General features: G+C 45.1%; 20 protein-coding genes. 2 read left to right on the top strand and 18 right to left on the bottom strand.

Annotation, left to right across the window (positions count from 1 at the left end):
• Window positions 1-28 precede the first annotated feature (28 nt).
• On the bottom strand, window positions 29-451 hold the full coding sequence (locus J2Z28_RS15970) for a hypothetical protein (RefSeq protein ID WP_211083222.1): 423 nt from the start codon (window positions 449-451) through the stop codon (window positions 29-31).
• A gap of 265 nt (window positions 452-716) precedes the next feature.
• Between J2Z28_RS15970 and J2Z28_RS15975 the strand changes: the two genes are divergently transcribed.
• Entirely contained in the window at window positions 717-1,991 is a 1,275-nt protein-coding gene (locus tag J2Z28_RS15975; RefSeq protein WP_211083223.1) for a stalk domain-containing protein, read from the top strand.
• Between the two features lie 86 nt (window positions 1,992-2,077).
• Here the strand turns inward: J2Z28_RS15975 and J2Z28_RS15980 are convergent, their stop codons facing one another.
• From J2Z28_RS15980 to J2Z28_RS16020, 9 genes are all read right to left on the bottom strand, one after another.
• The gene (locus tag J2Z28_RS15980; RefSeq protein WP_211083224.1) at window positions 2,078-2,296 is read right to left on the bottom strand and encodes a hypothetical protein; all 219 of its coding nucleotides are present in this window, start codon (window positions 2,294-2,296) and stop codon (window positions 2,078-2,080) included.
• 43 nt (window positions 2,297-2,339) lie between these two features.
• Complete coding sequence (locus J2Z28_RS15985) at window positions 2,340-3,515, bottom strand: Ger(x)C family spore germination protein (protein ID WP_211083225.1); 1,176 nt, start codon at window positions 3,513-3,515, stop codon at window positions 2,340-2,342.
• Between the two features lie 30 nt (window positions 3,516-3,545).
• A complete protein-coding gene (locus J2Z28_RS15990; RefSeq protein WP_211083226.1) occupies window positions 3,546-4,649 on the bottom strand; it encodes a GerAB/ArcD/ProY family transporter in 1,104 nt (367 codons plus the stop codon).
• A gap of 40 nt (window positions 4,650-4,689) precedes the next feature.
• Entirely contained in the window at window positions 4,690-6,099 is a 1,410-nt protein-coding gene (locus tag J2Z28_RS15995; RefSeq protein ID WP_017688596.1) for a spore germination protein, read from the bottom strand.
• Window positions 6,100-6,298: 199 nt separating this feature from the next.
• The gene (locus J2Z28_RS16000; RefSeq protein WP_017688597.1) at window positions 6,299-7,180 is read right to left on the bottom strand and encodes a carbohydrate ABC transporter permease; all 882 of its coding nucleotides are present in this window, start codon (window positions 7,178-7,180) and stop codon (window positions 6,299-6,301) included.
• A 15-nt stretch (window positions 7,181-7,195) separates the two neighbouring features.
• Window positions 7,196-8,086 (bottom strand): carbohydrate ABC transporter permease, encoded by an 891-nt coding sequence (locus tag J2Z28_RS16005; protein ID WP_074094979.1) that lies wholly within the window; start codon window positions 8,084-8,086, stop codon window positions 7,196-7,198.
• Window positions 8,087-8,132: 46 nt separating this feature from the next.
• Complete coding sequence (locus tag J2Z28_RS16010; protein WP_211083227.1) at window positions 8,133-9,398, bottom strand: ABC transporter substrate-binding protein; 1,266 nt, start codon at window positions 9,396-9,398, stop codon at window positions 8,133-8,135.
• Between the two features lie 85 nt (window positions 9,399-9,483).
• Window positions 9,484-10,368, bottom strand: coding sequence for an AraC family transcriptional regulator (locus J2Z28_RS16015; protein ID WP_211083228.1), 885 nt, complete (start codon window positions 10,366-10,368; stop codon window positions 9,484-9,486).
• 117 nt (window positions 10,369-10,485) lie between these two features.
• Window positions 10,486-11,481 (bottom strand): LacI family DNA-binding transcriptional regulator, encoded by a 996-nt coding sequence (locus J2Z28_RS16020; RefSeq protein WP_211083229.1) that lies wholly within the window; start codon window positions 11,479-11,481, stop codon window positions 10,486-10,488.
• Window positions 11,482-11,645: 164 nt separating this feature from the next.
• Between J2Z28_RS16020 and J2Z28_RS16025 the strand changes: the two genes are divergently transcribed.
• Window positions 11,646-12,071, top strand: coding sequence for a MaoC family dehydratase (locus J2Z28_RS16025; RefSeq protein ID WP_211083230.1), 426 nt, complete (start codon window positions 11,646-11,648; stop codon window positions 12,069-12,071).
• 68 nt (window positions 12,072-12,139) lie between these two features.
• Here J2Z28_RS16025 and J2Z28_RS16030 read toward each other — a convergent pair whose 3' ends face one another.
• The 8 genes from J2Z28_RS16030 to J2Z28_RS16065 form a co-directional block, all read right to left on the bottom strand.
• Window positions 12,140-13,330, bottom strand: a complete 1,191-nt coding sequence (locus J2Z28_RS16030) for an aminotransferase-like domain-containing protein (protein WP_076317962.1) — start codon at window positions 13,328-13,330, stop codon at window positions 12,140-12,142.
• A 178-nt stretch (window positions 13,331-13,508) separates the two neighbouring features.
• A complete protein-coding gene (locus J2Z28_RS16035; protein WP_211083231.1) occupies window positions 13,509-14,657 on the bottom strand; it encodes an NAD(P)/FAD-dependent oxidoreductase in 1,149 nt (382 codons plus the stop codon).
• 6 nt (window positions 14,658-14,663) lie between these two features.
• Window positions 14,664-15,383 carry a methyltransferase domain-containing protein gene (locus J2Z28_RS16040; protein WP_017688605.1) on the bottom strand — a complete coding sequence of 240 codons (720 nt, stop codon included), beginning with the start codon at window positions 15,381-15,383 and terminating at the stop codon, window positions 14,664-14,666.
• Complete coding sequence (locus J2Z28_RS16045) at window positions 15,370-16,527, bottom strand: type III polyketide synthase (RefSeq protein WP_211083232.1); 1,158 nt, start codon at window positions 16,525-16,527, stop codon at window positions 15,370-15,372. Before J2Z28_RS16045 ends, J2Z28_RS16040 begins: the two co-directional genes overlap by 14 nt.
• 243 nt (window positions 16,528-16,770) lie before the next feature.
• A complete protein-coding gene (locus tag J2Z28_RS16050) occupies window positions 16,771-17,652 on the bottom strand; it encodes an alpha/beta hydrolase (RefSeq protein WP_211083233.1) in 882 nt (293 codons plus the stop codon).
• A gap of 163 nt (window positions 17,653-17,815) precedes the next feature.
• Window positions 17,816-18,508, bottom strand: a complete 693-nt coding sequence (locus J2Z28_RS16055) for a hypothetical protein (protein ID WP_211083234.1) — start codon at window positions 18,506-18,508, stop codon at window positions 17,816-17,818.
• Between the two features lie 29 nt (window positions 18,509-18,537).
• A complete protein-coding gene (locus J2Z28_RS16060) occupies window positions 18,538-18,891 on the bottom strand; it encodes an MmcQ/YjbR family DNA-binding protein (RefSeq protein ID WP_211083235.1) in 354 nt (117 codons plus the stop codon).
• Between the two features lie 142 nt (window positions 18,892-19,033).
• Window positions 19,034-20,440 (bottom strand): DEAD/DEAH box helicase, encoded by a 1,407-nt coding sequence (locus tag J2Z28_RS16065; RefSeq protein WP_211083236.1) that lies wholly within the window; start codon window positions 20,438-20,440, stop codon window positions 19,034-19,036.
• Between the last annotated feature and the right edge of the window lie 42 nt (window positions 20,441-20,482).

Here is a 20,482-nt window from a genome sequence, read left to right on the forward strand (position 1 = left end):
GTATAAAGGTATTGAAGCGTTGTCCTTATTAATCAGAGACAACAAATCCATCAAAATTCTCGGGACCAACACGGATTGTACCCAACAAGTTGGAGCTTACAAAAGCAGTGTAGGTTAATTGTGGTAAAATCGGTGGATTGAAATCATCACCTGAGAATGTGATTACTTGTGGTGCCAGTACACTTAAATCAAATGTGGATGTAGCAGAATAAATAACCGGGTCCGTTGACAAGGTACCTCTTACAACGGTGATCGTTATTCCAACAAGAGCTAAAGGTAATTGTACAGAAACCGTCCCTTTAAATTGAACTCTGGGATTCGCTCCTGCTCCGGCAGTTTGCAGACCGATTTGGCCAAAGAGCTGTGGGGTGTTCAAGAATAATATTGGAATAGCTATTGAGTTGGCCAAACTGGCATTTTGTGATGTTCTTGCATCCAGAAATGTGCTCATTAATCTACCTCCTAATGTTGGGATAGGATAGTATATTCGTAGCGTGCTATTGTGTTTGGACTTCTTACCATTAGCTCAACAGAGTTTAATTTAATTTCACTATGGTCGGAAGAATCTATTAAACAGCGATATGATATATACGACTATATTCCAGACTCTTATATTGGAACGATATGAAAATTTTGTTATGCTACATATGTTAGATTACTAGATTCTGTTCAAAATATAATTCTACTATTATGTACGGAGTTGGAGGACACAAACGATGCTTATTAAACGTGTAGGAAAAATCGCTGCGGTTACTGTAATTGCTCTCTCTATTCTTGGAAGTACCCCCAATATCGGTGGAGCCTATGCTGCCCCGGCCATCTCAGTTCAATTGGATGATGTACCCCTGAAATTTGATGCAGCTCCACGAGTTGATAAAGGTGTCACTTACGTTCCGTTTCGGACAGTCGGGGAAGCCCTAGGTATCGATATTACCTGGAACAGCAAATCACAGACTGTAAAAGCAACGAACACTGTGAAAGGACAAACTACCGAGGTACTATTACAAGTTGGCAGCACCACAGCGACCGTAAATGAAAAAAAAGTTACACTTGCTGCAGCACCCGTTCAGCGGGAGGGCCGCGTACTTATTCCACTAAGTTCGTTCAGTAATCAATTCGGTGTACAAGTAAGCTGGAATCAAGCAACCAAGACGGTCTCCCTTGTCTCCCCACAACGTGAGATGCACCTGAGAGCCTTCTATGCATTGCAATCCTTTCAAGAAAAGGACCTTATTACTTCCATGAATTCCGTAGCCTTTGGCTGGAGCCGCATTGATCGTGAAGGTCAGTTTACGCTCCAAGGAGATGAGTGCCGCCTCCCTGCTGCTGCGGGTGATATTACACCGCAGTCCATCGTTGCTGATGCAGCAGATCAACAGATCCAACCACAGCTCATGGTGTATGCCTTAGATGGAAACGGAGAACTGACCAAAGTTCTGAGCGACAAGAGCCTGCGGCAGAAATCGATTGAAGGTATAACTGCTGCTGTCACAGAGCATGGTTTTGGCGGAGTTGTTCTGGATTTTGAAGGACTGGGCTTTAAACTGGATGCGGTAGAACAACAGAAGCTGCTCAATGCTTACGTGAAACAACTAAAGAGTTCCTTGCCCCAGGACACAGCTTTATCTCTGGCGGTACCACCGCTGAATAGTGCTTATAAAGGTTATGATTACAAATCACTTGCCTCTATTGCAGATGATCTTATTATTATGGCCTATCAGTATAATCCGATTGGCACCAAATCTCAGGTACCTGAGCCAAATAGTCTTGTGGATCAGGCGATTCAATTAGCCATACAGGCCGGTGTCCCAAAGAGCAAGCTTCTGCTCGGTATCAGTCTAAGCAGTGAAACGCCGTCCTCTGTTGATGATAAGCTGGGTCTCGCCAAACGTTATGACCTCAAAGGAGCCGCATTCTGGCGTCTGGGTCTGTTCCGTTCCTACAATACGAAAATGGAAGATGCCGTTAACGCTTCTGTGATCAAAGAGTAAACATTCTGACTGGATACAGCTAACTTAAATAAAAGAAGGACCGCGCCTCTGGTACGCAGAGACTCGGTCCTTCTTTCTCCATCATTTCACTTCATAAATTTATCCACACTTCCAAATACAAGCTTCACAAACTGGGTCGGTCCAGGCAACCGGGCCTGAAAGAGAAGAATGATCCCAATTACTGCCGCCACAGCAGTAATTCCCGCGGTCACTATTCTGGCTCGCTTCTCTTTGCTACTCTTCCACTCTCCATACACTATCGCAGTCGCCAGCATCAATATTCCAAGGATTGAGCCTAGTTTCATGCAATCACCTCTCTTCTCAGGCTTGTACAGGAGCCGATTTTGTTTAACTTTCGTCCTCATTAGGTATCCCTTGTGGTCCTGTTGATTTTCCGGTACGTACTACATGTGCATCTACGTTGACTTCCACGTCCATATCAGGATAGATGCTTTCCCAGTTCTTCACCTGCGCCTTCCATTGATTCGGATAATATCTGCGGAATTCAACTGCAAATTTGAAGAAATCGGAGCGCAGCTCTTTCTGGGACATGTCTAAAGCATCATGAGCCAAAGATGTGAGCTTAGCCGACCATTCCTTTTCCAGTTTAGTTAATACAGCGGGATCAGTCAGATTGGCATCCGTTGTATTTAACACCACTTCTCCCCTGGTTTGGATATCGACCTTCATACTCCACTGTTGGTTTACAATTCGCGGCTTCAAGGAAGTTTTATTTTCAATGAGTCTTATCGAGAAAGAACCCTCTAACGGCTCAAACTCAACAGGCATGATAATGTTGTCCAGTTCTTTTGCAAGTAGTAATACACCTACACTTAGTGGTTCTTTGACCGTCTTGACATAGCGATCCTTCTTATACAAGCTCAGACCTTTCACATATGGTGTGGTTGTCAGTTTATCCTGATCGGGCTCCGGGGGTAAGATTAACATGCGAGACAAAATGGCGGAACTGCTCGGACCTTCAATAGATTTAGCTAGTTCAAGCGCAGTAACACGTGTACCTAACTTCAGATTGGCCATTTCTCGCAACGACTCTGCAGAACTTCGCTCCAGAGGATCAAGTAAGGCAAGGATATCTTTCGCAGCCTTTTCGCTGGAAAAGACATATGCATGCTCCCTGAACTGAGGGTAACGCAGGAAGAAATCGATATACTCGCGAATACCGCGTTTGCCGGCTTGCTCACTAATGATTATGACTTCGCAGTGGCCCCAGAACATATTCCGGGGAACTTTACGTTGCAACCGATTCAATGCCTCGGCAATTGTACGTCCTTCCGCTGTTCGAATCATTGTAACCCCGCTTGGACTGCCTCCACTCCCACTGCTATCTCCTGCACTCGCCTTTCGCGGAATGAAAATCTGTGAAGTCAATTGTACTTTGCCATCTTCGTAATCTATACCTGTAGCCAGCACAATAGCCAAATCGTTAATTTCGATGCGATCCCAGCATCCACTCAAAAGCACACAACACAATATTGGCATTAGCAGTACTCTATATATTCGCAAGTGCTCCCCCCCCATCAATCAGGTGTTCGCTCAATTCTTTCTGAAATGTGTCCACCCTTTTTTCAGCCATGCGACACCGTAGATCATAGCCGGAAGGATTAATAAAATGCTGATCGTATACAAGTTAGCTGAAGGGCCAATCAGACTGGAAATACCGGAGCTGCCGGACACAACCCAATAAGCAAATACCATGCACAGAAATGAAAGTGGACCAACCACAGGTTTGTAGTCTCGCAAACCGAACCATTCCGCGGTTGATGTAGCAAAGATATATAGAAAAACGGAAATTTTAACGAAAATACCGAAAATCCAGATGGCAATAATAAGAGATTCGATATGTTGCAGAAAGTCCGCAATGGTTATGTATCTTGCTGCGATCATGACCGGAAATACAAATGTATCTGTCAAATCACCAATTAAAAACAGGCAAAACAGATTGGTAACTGTCATTGCAGTTGTTGTCAATACAAGGGAACCCAGCATGACCCGGGTTATTCGTTTTTTTTTATTCACATAAGGTAGCAGAAAAGCCAGCACGATATATTCACTAAACCATGCAGCAGGTGCAGCGGCCCCGGTAATAATAGGAATGGGCCCATTCTCCATGAAAGGAAACAGCTCGGCAGGATTCAGTTCACCAATCAACAATATAAAGATCAAAGCCAGCAGCACGATCAGCAGGGTAACAAACACCTGAGCGGTTCGTCCGACAACTTCGATCCCGAGTCTGACATTAATCGCACATACAACAACCATCGTACCCATCACAACAAACAAAGGTGTACGCGGAAGTGCATTATTGACAATGAATTCACCGTATTCCCGGATAATCAAGCCCGTCAGGTGGGGCAAAAAAGCGATATATATCAGGCCGAGTAACTTGCCCGGAATCCGACCAATAATCAATACACTGGATTGAATGAGTGTTTTTCCAGGGTACAGACGATCAAGTCCAACGGAAATACCAATGGCAGCCAACCCAACAATAGAACCTATAATTGGGGTCATCCACATGTCATGTCCTGCATAGTGCATTGTAATTCCAGGCACAGACAAGATAGCCGTCGCGAGAATGGCGGGAAAGACCATAAATGCCAATTGAGTCACCGATATTTTCCCTTTGTCAGTCAACATATGTAATCCCGCTCCCTTGTTTGCTTGAATGTAGATTGTTTTAGTGCGGTTTGTTCCTTGGGGATGGACGCCACCATACATCCTTAAGTTCCTTAGCCATCGTAGGTGCTACCGGTGAGAGATAAGGTGTTCCAAATGAACGAAGACTGCTCAGATGAATGACAACCAAGATGACTCCCAGCATGACACCCGTGAGTCCCAGCGTTCCTGCAAGAAACATCATGGGAAACCGTAGTAGACGGGTCGCGATGCTGGCAGCATAACGGGGTATCATGAAAGAAGCGATACCGGTAATCGCGACAATGATAATCATGGGGGCTGAGACAATTCCGGCACTCGTCGCAGCTTGCCCAATAATTAAGGCTCCCACGATACTGACCGCCGATCCAACCTGCTTCGGCAATCGGACACCAGCCTCACGCAATGCTTCAAAGGCGATTTCCATAATGAGTGCTTCCACCAGGGCAGGAAAAGGGATCTCTTCTCTAGCCCGAGCAATACTGAGAAGCAATACGGTAGGAATCATCTCCTGATGAAACGTAGTAATCGCTACATAAGCCGATGGAAGCAGCATGGATAAAACAAAAAAACTGTATCGCAGCCAGCGTACAAAAACACTCATGAACACATTTTGATAATAATCTTCGGGGGATTGTAACATAGAAAAAATGGTCACTGGTGCGATAAGGGTAAACGGCGTTCCGTCAACGAGAATAGCAAAACGACCTTCCAGCAAGTTGGAAACAACAACATCCGGGCGCTCCGTCGCAATCATCTGTGGAAATGGTGAATATCGCTGGTCGACAATGCCTTCTTCAATGTACTGACTCTCCAGTACGTCACGGAGCTTTAAATCGCCAAGTCGTGTCTCCACTTCCTTAACAAGTTTGGGATCAATAATCCCCTCCATGTATACAAGTGAAATGCTGGTGTTTGTACGATCTCCCATGTTACGTGTATGAATCTTTAATGCAGGTGTCTTGAGACGTTTGCGCAGTAATGACATATTCATGGTCAACGATTCTGTGAACCCATCCCGTGCACCACGCACGGTCGATTCAGCTAACGGTTCTTCCGTTGAACGATTTGCAGCTTGGTATAGAGGGTATGTAGTTCCGCCTATTGAACCATCCAGCAGTAATAGAGCTTCCCCCTCAAATATAGCCTGTACTGCCTGAGTGGTCGTTTCAACATGCTTAACAGAAGCCAGGGGAACTTGCGCTGCTTCGATCCCCATTTCCTGAAGGGGCGTTAGTACCTGTCGTTCCAGACGCTCTGTATCGCACACACCAACACAATATACGCATAACGCTGAAGTAAGACACGCCGTTTGGAATGTATGAAATACAACGTCCGAGCAACCCGCAAAAACAGAACGTAACATTTGTTGATCAACAGCAAGATGTCCGGTTAATGGTAGGTCCTGTTGTGTTATCGCTGATGTGTCCATGACGCCTCCCCTTTCCGTGAATGCTCCGTCCAGATATTCTCAGTTAAAGGTATCCTTTACTTATCAGATGGGATATATACGCAAAATATAGAATGCCAAAAAAGCCGCCCTCATGAGCGACTCTGATGATATAGAACGCTATTCATTCCTATGAATTCGTTGATCTTGCTCTTTGAAATTCCCTATTGTCAATTGATCACTATCCTTTCACAGCACCCAAAGCAACACTCCCAATAATCTGTTTGGAAAATACAGAGAATACAATAATAATAGGCAGGATTGAGATCGCTACTCCCAAATACAAGAGCCCATAATCCATCCCATAGTACCCCTGCACTAGCGCAACCAATACCGGAAGCGGATATTTATCCAGGGAGAAAAATAACACAAGCGGTGTCAGGAAATTATTCCATGATCCGATAAACGTGAATATGCCAAGGGCGGCGATCGCCGGCCCCAGAATAGGCAGTACAATCTGATTGAACGTCCGGAACTCACCGGCACTGTCCACCCGTGCAGATTCAATAATCTCATCCGGGATGCTGCTCTCCATGAACTGCTTGATAAAAAATACATTAAACGCGTTAGCCGCAGCAGGCAAAATAATTGCAGCATAGCTATCCAGAAGTCCCATCATGCTGAATAGTCGATATACGCCAATCAAAGCTAGTTGACCCGGTACCATCATGGTTGCTAACAAAAACAGGAACAACCCGTTTCGTCCTTTGAATTTAAATTTGGCAAATCCATACGCAGTTAAGGCCCCAATATACAGAGATAATACGGTCGATGTTCCTGCAATAAATATGCTGTTGGCAAACCCACGCCATATGTTGATTTTGGATACCATGTTCATATAGTTATCAACCAAGAATGATCCAGGGAGAAATGTAAACGTCGAAGCAATCGTTGCATTATTGTGTGTGGAATAGATGAGCATCAGATAGAATGGAATAATACAGAGTACGGCTAGACCAATCAGCAACAGATATATGATGATCTTGCCCGCCGTTAGTCGCCTTGTATTGGCATAATGTTGAATCGCTGCATTTGGTTGTTCCATTGATTTTGCAGTTTGCATGAAGAACTCCCCTCCCTATGAACGGCTCTTGCGCTTGGTCATGATGAAGGATGCAACAGACAACAATATGATAATGATGAACAGGCAAAATGCGATGGCAGCGCCATAACCAAAACGCGTGCTCTGGAATGCTACATTATAGAGATACATAATACTGGTCATGGCTGCCCGGTCAGGACCGCCAGTTCCATTGGTCAGCGTAAATGGCTGATCGAAAATCTGGATGCCCCCAATAATGGATGTAATCATCTGAAACAGAATAATTGGTCGGAGCATCGGCACGATAATATGAATGAAGATATGTTTCTTTTTCGCGCCATCCATCTGGGCAGCCTCCAGCAGAGAAGGGTCAATGCCCTGAAGACCAGCTAGGTAGATGACCATGGAATAGCCAAAGTATTGAAAAAACAAAATGGATGATACAATCAGACGCATAAACCAGGGATCATTTTTCCAGTTAATTGGATCTTGTATTATGCCGGTCTGCACCAAAAAATGATTCAGTCCGCCAGACTGCCAGTCAAAAATCAAACTGACAAGTAGTCCAAGTGATGCCGCCGTAACGATGTTGGGAAAAAAGTATACGGCTCTGAAAAAGTCCCGTCCTTTGAGCAGCTTATCATTCAGGATAAAAGCCAACACAAGTGAGATTGTGAGTTGTGGAACTACAGAAACGCCCCAGATGAATAACGTATTAAACAAGGTTTTGTAAAACAACGGGTCTTGTAATACGGCGACGTAGTTACCGATCCCTACAAAGTCAGGTGTCGTGATTCCATCAAAGTTGGTGAAACTGATGTAGAGTGAATATAAAATGGGATACAGCCCAAAAGTGGTGAAAATAATAAAAAACGGAGCAATGAAGTAGTAGCCGTAATGGTCCTTGCGAATCGTTTTGGCAAACATGTTCTATCCCCCCAGTTATCATCGGATGTGTATATTCAATCGCTTACTAATCCACTTCCAGCTCCGGAAATCTCAAGGTGACATCACGTTTGATTCGCTTTACGACTTCTTCCTTGGTCTGAATGTCCTTATTGAGATATAACTGGAGTACAATCTTGTAGATATCATTGTTAATCGTGGCATCATATTTGGTGCGTTCGTATACAGGTACCCGTTTTGCAGCCTCCGAGAAAAACTCGAAATGCTTCTGTCCTCCCAAATAAGACGATGAGAGAGACGGGGCAAGTTCATCATTCACAACCATGTTGCTGGTGAAATAATCCTGTTCTTTCGCTAACTCCGACAGAAAGTCGTGGTTAAAGTTATAGAACTCGATAAACTTCCAGGCCAGATCCTTTTTGTCACTTTTACTGTACATCGCTATATAAGTTCCGCCTGCACTAAACGCTGACGGTCCCTGAGCCAAGCCCCACATGCCTTCGGTATCCGGGGCGTTTGCCTTGAACGTATATTGCAGTGCCCAGGTTGCCCCGGGATAAAACATGACCTCTCCTTTTTGCATAGATGCAGCGTAACCTGCACTTCCATCTTCATACTCGGCAAGTACATTTCGCTCACGTGCTTCACGTACAAGATCGAGCACTTCCAAGTAAGTTGGATCGATGACAAGCTTGCCATCCTTCACCCAAGGTATACCATCATATGAATTCGATATAGCATTCCAATTCGCCAATGCATGTACTTTATTCCCGCTAAGTTGCTGTACCTTCTCTCCGATCTCGAAGATCTTCTCCCATGTATCGATCTGTGAACCCACCTGCTCAGGATCATCGGTGCCCAGATATTTTTTCGCCAAATCCCGACGATAGTAGATGCCCCCTGGTGTTCCCTGATAACCTATCGCTCTGACATTTCCCTCACTGTCCTGTTCATTAGCCTGAACAAAAGCATATTGTTCCTGGATAAGTTCATTGGCGTTATACGGCGAAGCTGATAGATTCTCCAGATATGGAACGTCAATCAGCTCTCGAATATTTGCATTTTCAATCATAAATACATCTGGAGCCTTCGAGGTTGTCTGTAGCGCAGATTTCAGCTTGGTGATATAGAAATTACCGGGGATGTTGACAAAGTTCACTTTGATGTCAGGATATTTCTGTTCGAATTTCTCGATGGCGTACCCTGCTTCATCCGTAAAACTCCACACGGTAATCTCCTGTTGCTTGGTTTGACTCGATGGACTGAACTGACAACCAGCTAACAACATCGCTGCACATACAAATACAATAGTTGGCTTAAACCACTTCTTCATAGGCCCCCTCCTTCAAAAAGGAAACGCTTACAATTTATTAGAGTATATTGATTTTGGAGAGGGCTTTCTCCACAAATATTGTGCATTACCCTCCATATTTTGTGATATTCGTACGATGTTTCTTACGAAATTCGGAGGGTGTGCAGTCATTATATTTTTTGAAAAGACGATTATAGGAGTTAACATTGTTAAATCCATGTCCGATCGCAATCTCCAGAATCGTATCCTGACGGAACAATAAGGCCCACTCGGATTTGATAATTCGAAAATGATTCAAGTATTCCATCAGTGTTACTCCCTTGATCTCTTTGAACAACTTGCAGACATGGAACTTGCTGAATTTAATATGTTCCGCCACCTGTTCCAGCTTAATGGGCTCAGCATAGTGCTCCTCCAGGTATTCACAGACCGATTCAAGGAATTCAAATTTTTTGGAAGAAGTACATGCCCATCCTGAAGATGAAGATTCATCGGTGGTAACCGGTACTTTGGTACGTAATAAAAGTATGATGAGATCATACAATCTGGATACCATTAACCATCGGTATCCCGGCTTCTGATTTTTCTTCTCGGTAATGATGTCATCTATATATTGAGTCAGATTGCTCTGACTTCCCGTATTCGAGGGGATAACTGTTGTTTTGTTGAAAAGTTGTCCGAGATCCTGAATTTCGGCTTCGGTCGTGAAACTCCCCGTTAACAATTCGAGTCGGAACAAGATAATGGTCAAATGTTCGGTCCCCGGCAAAAAGCAGTGCACATCCCCTGGTTTGACCAGCAGCACATCCCCTTTTTCCAACTCACATACGTGGTCGTTCACACCAATTCTGGCGCTCTTACCATTGACGAGAACCAGTTCAACCTCATCATGCCAGTGTGCAGCATAATTGAACTGATTTCCTGTATGAATTACCCGAATGGGAAAACCTTCTTGCATATGGCCTGTCTCCAAAAAAGTGGGTACGCCCATCGTATCAACCTCCATTTATTTCCAACGCAAAATATTCCTCGTCTTTATATTATGCATAAATGGCTACTCTCCTTTCTTTTTAAGAATTTAAAATTCTATAGAATGCAAAAAAACTCCTCAACTCAGGTTGAGGAGCCGAACAGAATCACGTTCCACGCATTGAATGTCCAGTGTATATAACGTCTCTACGATCTCTCCGTTCAGCAGTTGGAAGAGAACATGACCTGCAAGCTGGCCTGCATCCCTCTTCGGCTGACGAAATGTGGTCAGAGGTGGATTCATGTACTGAGATGCAGGTATATTGTCAAAGCCAATTACGGATAACTGCTCAGGTATTGAGATATTATGCTCCCTGAAGGCTTCCAAGCCGCCGATCGCCATTTCATCATTTGCAAAAAATACAGCGGATGGCAACTCTCCTTCAAGCAGTTTCTTGGCTGCATCGTACCCATCTTGCTTCATGTATTGTCCGCCAATTTTCCATTCGGGGTTCTCTTCAATGCCTGCCTCCTTCAAGGCTTTCAAATAACCTTGATAACGATGGAGATTACATTCCGATTGTGATGGGCCACTAATATAAGCTATAGTCCGATGCCCTTTATCGATCAGATAACGGGTAGCCAAGTAACCACCTTGCGTATCACTCATCAAAACCTTTACAATATGTTGAGCATCCAGATCCCGATCCATGACAACAATCGGAAACCCTGCTTCAGATGCTTCAATCAGCAACTGATCTTGAATATTCTGAGCGATAACAATAGCTCCGTCAATTCTTCGTTCACGAATGTAACGATGGGCTGTCGACTTCTCTCCACCCAACGAACTACATACGATCATATCGTATCCATGACTCATAACGACGGTTTCTATTCCATTCACCAAATCCGAGAAATACGGGCTGGACATGTCATGGACAATAATACCAATGGTTTGGGTACTATTTCGTTTTAATTCGGATGCAGGACCATGCCTAACGTAATTGAGTTGACTCGCTGCCTCAAGCACTCGGATTCTTGTCGGCTCACTTACATTCCCTTTATCGTTGAGTACGCAAGATACGGTCGAACTGGCTACACCAGCCATCCTAGCTACATCTTTAATCGTTGTCATCATATATACTCCTCAAAGACAGTTTCATCTGTTTAGTCCTTCATGGCAGTAACACAGCAATACACACGGGATAGTTCACTAGCATTTTAACACGTCAGTCCAATCATGTCTCTTAGCAAAACATCAACTACGATAAAACATATTAAAGAAACCGAGGTGCCTTCATGAGATTTAGTGAATATGTAATAGGTCAGCGCTACGAAACCACATCCTTGGCATTATCCAAGCGTGATATTATTGAGTTTGCCACAATCTATGACCCACAGTACATGCATTTGGATGAGGAAAAGGCCAAGCGAGGCCGATTCGGCAGTTTAATTGCTTCTGGCATGCAAACGATGAATATCTCCTTTAAATTATGGATTGAGGTCGGGGTCTATGGAGAACATGTCGTGGCGGGCACCGGAATGAATAACATTCAATTCCTGAAACCGGTCTTTCCGGATGATGAACTTCATGTCATTGCAGAAGTCATTGGACTGACTCCCAGACGAAAAGGAAATGGGATTGTTACGGTGCTGCTGAGTACTTTCAATCAGAAGAATCAAAAGGTATTTCAGGCAGAATTAAGTGCTTTAATCGATAATTAAGGACGAGAAAAAGCCCAAAAAAGCCGCCAATTGGCGGCTTTTCGTAAATATATCACATTGAAGCATTTTTAAGCGTTATACCCTTTCAATACCTGCCCCAAAATCTCTACACCCTTGACAATCTGTTCGTCTGACGGGGTTGAGAAATTAAGTCTGATGGCATTACAAGGGTCTTGCTCGTTCACCAGGAATGCATTTCCCGGTACAACCGCAACCCCTTGAGCTGCCGCTGTCTTGGCATAATCAAGCATGGGCACATGTGCTGGCAGATCACACCAGAGGAACAGTCCACCATCCGGTTGGGTGTAGGTAATGGACTCACCCATATGCTCTTGCAGCTTGTCCATCATCAATGTTGCTTTTCTCCGATAGACCTCACGAATACTGTTAATGTGCCCTGCGTAGTCATACTCTGTCATGAATTTGTATGCCAGAATCTGTGGAAGCATGGCTGTATGTACGTCTTCTCCCTGTTTGGCAACAACCATCTTCTCCACGACTTCATGTGGCGCTTGTACGAAACCAACGCGCAGTCCTGCCGACAAAATTTTGGAGAATGATCCAACATAGATGACCAGACCCTCATCATCCATAGACTTGATGGTTGGCACATCGTCTCCATTGAATCGAAGTTCTCCGTACGGGTTATCTTCCAAAATCATAACGCCATACTTCTTAGCCAGCTCGTATATGGCCTTACGTTTCGCAAGACTCGTTGTTACACCGGTAGGATTCTGGAAACTTGGGATCACGTAGATCATTTTCACATTAGGCTCCGTTTGCAGCGCCTGTTCCAGCTTCTCGATATCCATACCGTCCATCTCCATCGGAACACCTGCAAGCTTTGCACCGGATGCCCGGAAGGAGTTCAGGGAACCAATAAAGCTCGGGCTCTCACAGATAATCGTGTCCCCTTCATTACAGAACACTTTACAGGCCAGTTCAATCCCCTGCTGCGCTCCAGATACGATGAACAATTGATCGGATGGTTTACCTGTATCAAAACCTGTCTTCAAATGTTGAGTCAATGCTTCCCTGAGGGGGACATATCCTTCCGTAATCCCATATTGCAGAGCTGTGACCGGGTCATGCTCCAGAATGGATTGAGTGAATGTACGAATCGCCTCAATAGGAAAGGTTTCCGGAGCAGGATTTCCCGCAGAGAATGGAATCACATTTTGTCCCGAAGAAGCCTTCAGAATCTCACGAATAATGGATGGTTGCAGTGCTGCGATACGATTGGAAAATGAATAGTTCATCTTAAATAGTGCCTCCCGACATTTCATCTGAATTAACTCTCTATCATTACATTAAATTCTATTATACGAGCATTTCCCGAATTTCCAAACTGTCTCCACAAAATTAATGTCTGTACGCCAAAAAAGAGGCCGCCGTCAGCAACCTCTTTCGCATAAGTATTGAGCAAAATTTCGCCTATTAGCGCGCTGCGTTCATCTCGGATAACCGTGTGGCCTTCACAACATAAGCGGCTAGACCAGGGATCATCCGGGCCAGACCAGGATAGAATTTATTGGTCTTGGCAAAAGCCAGCTTTTGGATTCTTCTTGCGCGTCTGAGCAATTGGGTGAATTCACGGCTTGCTTCCAGCGTGTAATTACTCTGCCAATCGGCATGTTCAATGTCACCTTGCAGGTACTTGTCAGTCCACCTTGCACACAGGAGTGAGGAGCGAAGGGCAATGGACATTCCGTCTCCACATAAGGGTGGTATCATCAGCATGGCATCCCCAATATGCGGATATTGAGACCACGGCTCAGGAACGTTGGACAGATGCAGCGGTGCAATCGACACTTGCGTTCCATCTACAGGGTTTCCTTCGGCTAAACGGGCTGCCAAACTCACGTTTGTCAGGGATGCCGCCTGTAAAATATCGTTTACAGACTTGCCACTTCCCTGGACAGTATCCAGTGTCAACAATGCAGCGACATTCACATTGCCGTCCTCAATCGGGGAAATCCCCACATAACCTCCCTCGCAAAAATATAACTCTACCCGTGCTGGAATCTGGATACCGCTGAAGTGAGATTTAATACCAACATATACGGTTTGATCCCGCAGATCAGGTGCGGAAGCCATCCCACGCGGTTTCTTGGTCCCATGTGCTCCGATGACGGCTTTGGCTCTGTAGCTGATCTGCTCATTTCCTTGTTTCACCTGAACCTCATAACTGGCATCCTCAAGCTGCTCAATGCTCGTTATCGTCGCTTTAGTCACAATCTGAGCTCCGGCCTCCTGAGCCTTCTGATGCAAAATCTGGTCCAGCTCATATCGACTTATGCCATATGCGAATCCCGGCAGCGGTGCTTCGATCACTCCGCCTTGTGGCATAACGATTTTGGCATGATCCATGGGGCTGGGTTTCTTCGAATGGCCCAGAAGGTGAATGTCCAGAACCTCTAACATCTCCTTGGTTTCGGGTGACATGAACTCACCGCAGGTTTTGTGCCGCGGGAACTCCTGGCGATCCAGCAAAAGGGTCCGATGTCCTTTTCCTGCCAGTTGCATTGCACATGTACTGCCGGCAATTCCGGCTCCGATGACAATCACATCTATCGATTTCGACACGTAAGATCACCTACCTTTCGTGGGAATAACAACAGAGTAACGAAATAAGGGCTTCCATTCATAGGTCATCGTATCATGATTAAGACGTTGTTTAAGTTCCTTCCAATCCCTCCCTGTAAAACCTTTGGCTACGGAAAGAGGCCCATCATGACGAATGTACCGATTGCGCGAGATCATCCGTGTAGTAATCCAGACCGCCTTATAGGATACGGGATGGCGGTGAATATCATTAATGACGACACCGTATCTGGATGCTCTTAGCATATGAGAAACCATATCAACCAGCTGATCTCCGTCAAAATGATGTACAAACTGAGAGCCTGTCACGATATCTGCTGAAGCATCCGGCAGTTGTGTAAGATCGGCACGTTGTACCCGGACTCGGGGTTCGTCACGGAATAGTTGTCTCGCTTCCTCACATGCCTCTTCCGTCAGATCAACCAATGTAATCTCCAACTGAATGCCCTGACGATCCGCCCATTGCAGTAGTTTCTGGTTCACATCCCCTGAGCCTGCCCCCACATCCAGAAGAGTCAGCTTATCTGGCCTACCGACAGAGTTCCATAACTTCTCTACACCAGCCAAAGTTGGCCCAGGTGCTGCAAATATTTTGTTAAGACGTCTGAGATGTCTAAGCGCTTCACGCAGCTCCTCCCCTCCCAGAGAGAAGTCATCCATCAGTTCATCTTCCTTGGCTCGAATGGACAATGTTCTAAAAAAGGACATGATCGTGCTCCTCCATCACTGAAGATAATGAGGGTACATAAGTGAATTTCATCAGCTCTGCGGTGAGTCCCGGTCCAAATGCCATGGCTACACCATCTGTAGATGATTGATCCTGTAACTTCATGTCCTCACGCATCGCGTTCAGTACAAACAGAATGGTATTGGAAGATAAGTTACCATACGTTCTGAGGACATCCCTGCTATACTTCGTTTGCTCGTCTCGCAGCTTCATTACATTCTGCACAGAGTCCACAATCCCGCGTCCTCCCGGATGAATGGCCCATAGTTCAGGACGCTGTTCACTTTGCAATAAAAGACGCAGTTCCTCTTGCAGATGAACACCTAACAGCTTCGGAATACGTGGGGATAGATACAGGTCATACCCCAGATTCCCCACCTCCCAGGTCATATCTTCAGTCGAATCCGGAAGAAGCACAGAATAACCCGTTCCCAGACTCAAATAATTCTTGTGCTGAGGTTCTGGTGTGCCCACTACACAGGAAGAAGCAGCGTCTCCGAAGAATGAAGCTGCAAACAGCGCTTCCCGATCTTGTACGGGCTGAAAATGAATGGTGCACAACTCTACACAGACCACAAGGACCTGTGATCCGGGAGCTCCCTGCACGACATCTCGTGCCATCTGGATGGCTTTCAACCCTGCAGCACACCCCTGAAAGATCAGCGGCAGTCGATTAACTCGGGCAGACAAACCCAAATGACGGATGAGCATAACATCAAGACCCGGCAGATATTGACCGGTGCAGCTGACCGTGATGATATGTGTGATGCTCTTTGGAGATACGCCTGAATCCTCCAGGGCTTTCTCTGCCGCCTCAATCCCGAGTGGAAGCGCCTCTCGCTTGTATGTATTCATTCGTTCTTCGGTTGTCGGGATGTCTGATCGCTCACCAGAGGGCAGATAACGGCATTCTTCCAGTGAACCCAGATAGCTCGGTTCCACGGTATATCGTGTTTCAACACCACAGGACTTGAATATTCGCTTGGCAAAACGGGCCAAAGCTGGCCGATCTTGAAGAGAAGAAGCGATTAGTTCTGCAATATCTGACTGCGCTACGGGGTGAGCAGGTAGAGCCGTTCCCATGCCAAGAATCGCGATATCGGATGGACTGTTATATTGGTTCATAATAAACCTCCTGGTATTGGTCATTATTTCCTCTAATTTAACAACTCTTACCCTTAACGATATCGTTATAATCTCAATAAGGCTCCTAATCTAGTTTATTAACACATCCGCAAGCTCAGAAGCTTGGTTTCACCATGCCATTGAAGCAATTACACCAATGAACGAAAAAAAGCCGCCATTAGGCGACTTCAAGGTAACTATATTCCTTCTAAGCGTCATTCTGATTCTGTTTATTTGTTCTGTTTATTTGGAAAATGCTTCTCTGATCTTGTCACTCATTCGGTACCAGGCATCCTCAGCCATCTGGAGATCCCCAGAATGCGTAAATCCATGAGCGGCTCCCTCGTACTCCTTAAGAGTCACCTTCACACCGCTTGCTTCCAGCCTTGCTGCATATGTTCTTGCTTCTTGGGCCAGTGAATCTTTCTCCGCGGTAATGATCAATGCTTCTGGAAGTCCCTCTACTGATGTTGCGAGCACAGGTGAAGCCAACGGGTCTTGCGCATCTTCTGGCGTATCAAGGTACATGGCATTGAACGTTCTGGCGATATCGGCTGGAATGGCTTCTGCAAAACTCGGTTTCTCGGCCGGATCTGTAGCCACATCCAACACGGCATAATCCATAATTTGCAGAACAATTGGCAGCTCGCTACCTCGTTGCTGATTCAGTAAACACACTGCTGCAGCAAGATTACCACCAGCGCTATGTCCCCCAATAGCGAATAGAGACGGGTTAACCGAGAAGGATTGCGGGTTGGCGTGGACCCACTGTACAACGTCGTAACATTCATGGACCGCTGTTGGGAACTTGTGCTCTGGTGCAAGACTGTAATCGATATTAACGACCACACAATCAGATCGATCAGCAATCAAGCGACACCATGGATCATCCATCTCTGCTTGCCCCAAGATGAAACCACCCCCATGCATATTAAAGAAGACCGGCAGAGGCGCGAAATGGTCCCTATCCGGTGTATACACAAGTACACGTGTATCACCTTTAGTTGTAGGAATCATGACTTCTTTTACTGTGACCGCATACGTGGAACTGGGTTGAAGAGCTGCACCTGTACCGACGACATTTTGACGCATACGTTGTACCATTGCCAGTTGTTGTTGATCCATAGATATCACTCCTTAAGTTGATTGCCAATACGCCTTCTTCCGTTGTCACTTTAAGTATAGATGACACTCGTCTATTCCGTCATGTGCAATTCATTCGATATGTATTGATCAACATGCTGAAACGTGGACCAAAATTACCTTTCCCTGCCCTTGATCTTCAATGTTAACATTCAGTGCCAGGAGATCGGTTTGGATCCGTGCTTGTTTCCTTTTTTTTGTGGAACATCATCCAGACCCCCATCAAACAAAATAAAACGCTACACCCCATGCCAAACAAGCTACTGGTTTTTAATGCAAGAGGTGAGCCTTGCATGGTAAGTAATGTCGCTTGGGTCACCACGATGGATACCATCGCATCGGTGAAGTTAATCATTTTCAATGTAGATATAATCGGGTTATGGAGATGACGGTTCGCCCAGGTACCATACACGGCAAAAACCAACTTGGTAAAAGCGACTGTAGCTACGATATACACGATGATACCCTCATAAATGAAAGCATCGCCGATTAGATACATTCGCAGGCAGACCATCGAATAAGACGCGCCCAGTAAACAGAGGAACAGACCTCCGCGTTTATATACCGTAAGCTCTAATCTATATCTTTCTTCGGGAGAGTCCATCCTCTTGGTAACTGTATACTTATGAAGTACTTGGACTTTCGCCACACACAGAATCAGATAATATACAGCATTTGTAATGAACCATCCCGAAAGCAGATATATGCCCAGGATTAACTTGCCTATCCCTGTTACAGCATTGATAACAAGGGAAGCCACATTAAACAAGGCCGTTCGATCTTGTTTATTTCCAAGGTAATGGAACCAAATGGACTTCAAATATGTCTTCATTTTCATAGGATATTCATTCTGTTAGAAATGATGCCTCACTCTTCGGTCAGAGAATCCCGAACTCTTTTTGGAAGGGATTTAATAACCATATCATAAGAGTGATCGATCATGACGTAGACATCCTCATCGGACAAGGAACCATCCAGCGTAATGGTATTCCAGTGTTTTTTGTTCATATGATATCCCGGTCGAACTGCTTCATGCTGCTCTCTCAGGTTCTCTGCAATAATGGGATCACATTTTAAGTTCAAGCGACAGTTCTCTTTGTTTTCAAAAATAAGCGCAAACATCTTACCCGCAACCTTAATCGCGACTGGATCAGGTCCGAATGGATAATCCTTGGTCGCACCTTTTTTCTTCAAACTGTATTTAATCATCGTATCCTTCAAGTTATTACCTCCCTTTCACCAATGGACGATATAATGATACCGAATGTAAGTTCGTATGTAAATAAGCTCGTTGCACATAAAAGCACATAACAAAACCTCCTCCAAATGAATGGAGAAGGCTTTATCTGGATTTATTTAACTCTTAATTGGCTCTATCATTCCTAGTTTTGCTGCTGCGGCTGAATGAGCCATGGTTAGATTTACTGCTACTGCTGTTTGATCTACTGCTATTGGGTCTGCCGTCGTTTGAACGACTACTGTTTGATTTACCACTCTTGGCAAACCATTCGGATTTGGGCTTGCGTGCCGGGTTAGCTTTGGACTTCGCCGGTTTGCCTGCAGCCGATTTGTTGAACGAAGGTTTACTGCCTGATGCTTTGCTGGTTTTATCAAACACAGGTACACCTGTCATTGGATACGGATGACCTTTCACTTCAGGAATCGTCTTTTTGATTACTTTCTCGATATCCTTCAGGAATGGAAGTTCATCCTTCTCGCAGAACGAGATGGCCATACCGCTTTTGCCTGCTCGGCCTGTACGTCCAATACGGTGAACATACGTTTCCGGAATGTTAGGCAGGTTAAAGTTAATGACATGTGAAAGTTCCTCTACGTCAATTCCTCTTGCCGCGATATCCGTCGCAACTAATACACGTGTTGCACCACTCTTGAAGTTGTTCAGTGCCCGTTGTCTCTCGTTCTGAGACTTGTTGCCATGAATAGCCTGTGCCGTAATATTCGCTTTGGCCAAATCACGTGTAACCCGGTCAGCGCCGCGCTTCGTGCGTGTGAACACCAATGCCGTGACGATGGATTTATCCTCCAAAATTTGGTTCAACATATGTTGCTTCTTGCCGTTCTCCAACAAATAAATAGACTGCTCAATGCGGTCTACCGTTGAAGATACCGGTGTGATTTCTACTTTGACTGGATCAACCAGCAGGGTTTTAACCATTTTGGTGATTTCAGGAGGCATCGTAGCTGAGAAGAACAGCGTCTGCTTTTTGTTCGGCATTTTGGCAATGATTCTTTTCACATCATGAATGAAGCCCATGTCTAACATCCGGTCTGCTTCATCCAAAACGAGAATCTCAACCATCTTCAGATCAATACGTTTCTGATTAATCAGATCGTTCAATCTGCCAGGTGTTGCGATAATAATATCTGCACCTTGATTCAACGCACGCTCTTGTACTTTTTGCGAAACGCCACCAACGATTGCCGTACAACGAATGTCCGTATACCGGCTATATACCTTGATGTTATCCGCGATCTGAATAGCCAGTTCTCGTGTTGGTGTCAAAATTAATGAGCGAATATGTCGTGTGGACTTCGATCCTTGCCCTTTGGATCTTTCGCTTAATAATTGAATGATCGGCACCGAAAATGCGGCCGTCTTGCCTGTTCCTGTCTGTGCACATCCCAGCAGATCTCTGCCAGCTAATACAGCTGGTATGGCCTGTTCCTGTATAGGGGTAGGATTAGTATAGTTTGCTTTGCTTAACCCTTCCATAATAGAGGGGATAATATTCAAGTCCTTAAATGTCATGTTGTCTCCTTCATTTACGCACATCTATCAATAAGACGCATC

Source organism: Paenibacillus xylanexedens, assembly GCF_017874615.1.
Lineage (GTDB): Bacteria > Bacillota > Bacilli > Paenibacillales > Paenibacillaceae > Paenibacillus > Paenibacillus xylanexedens.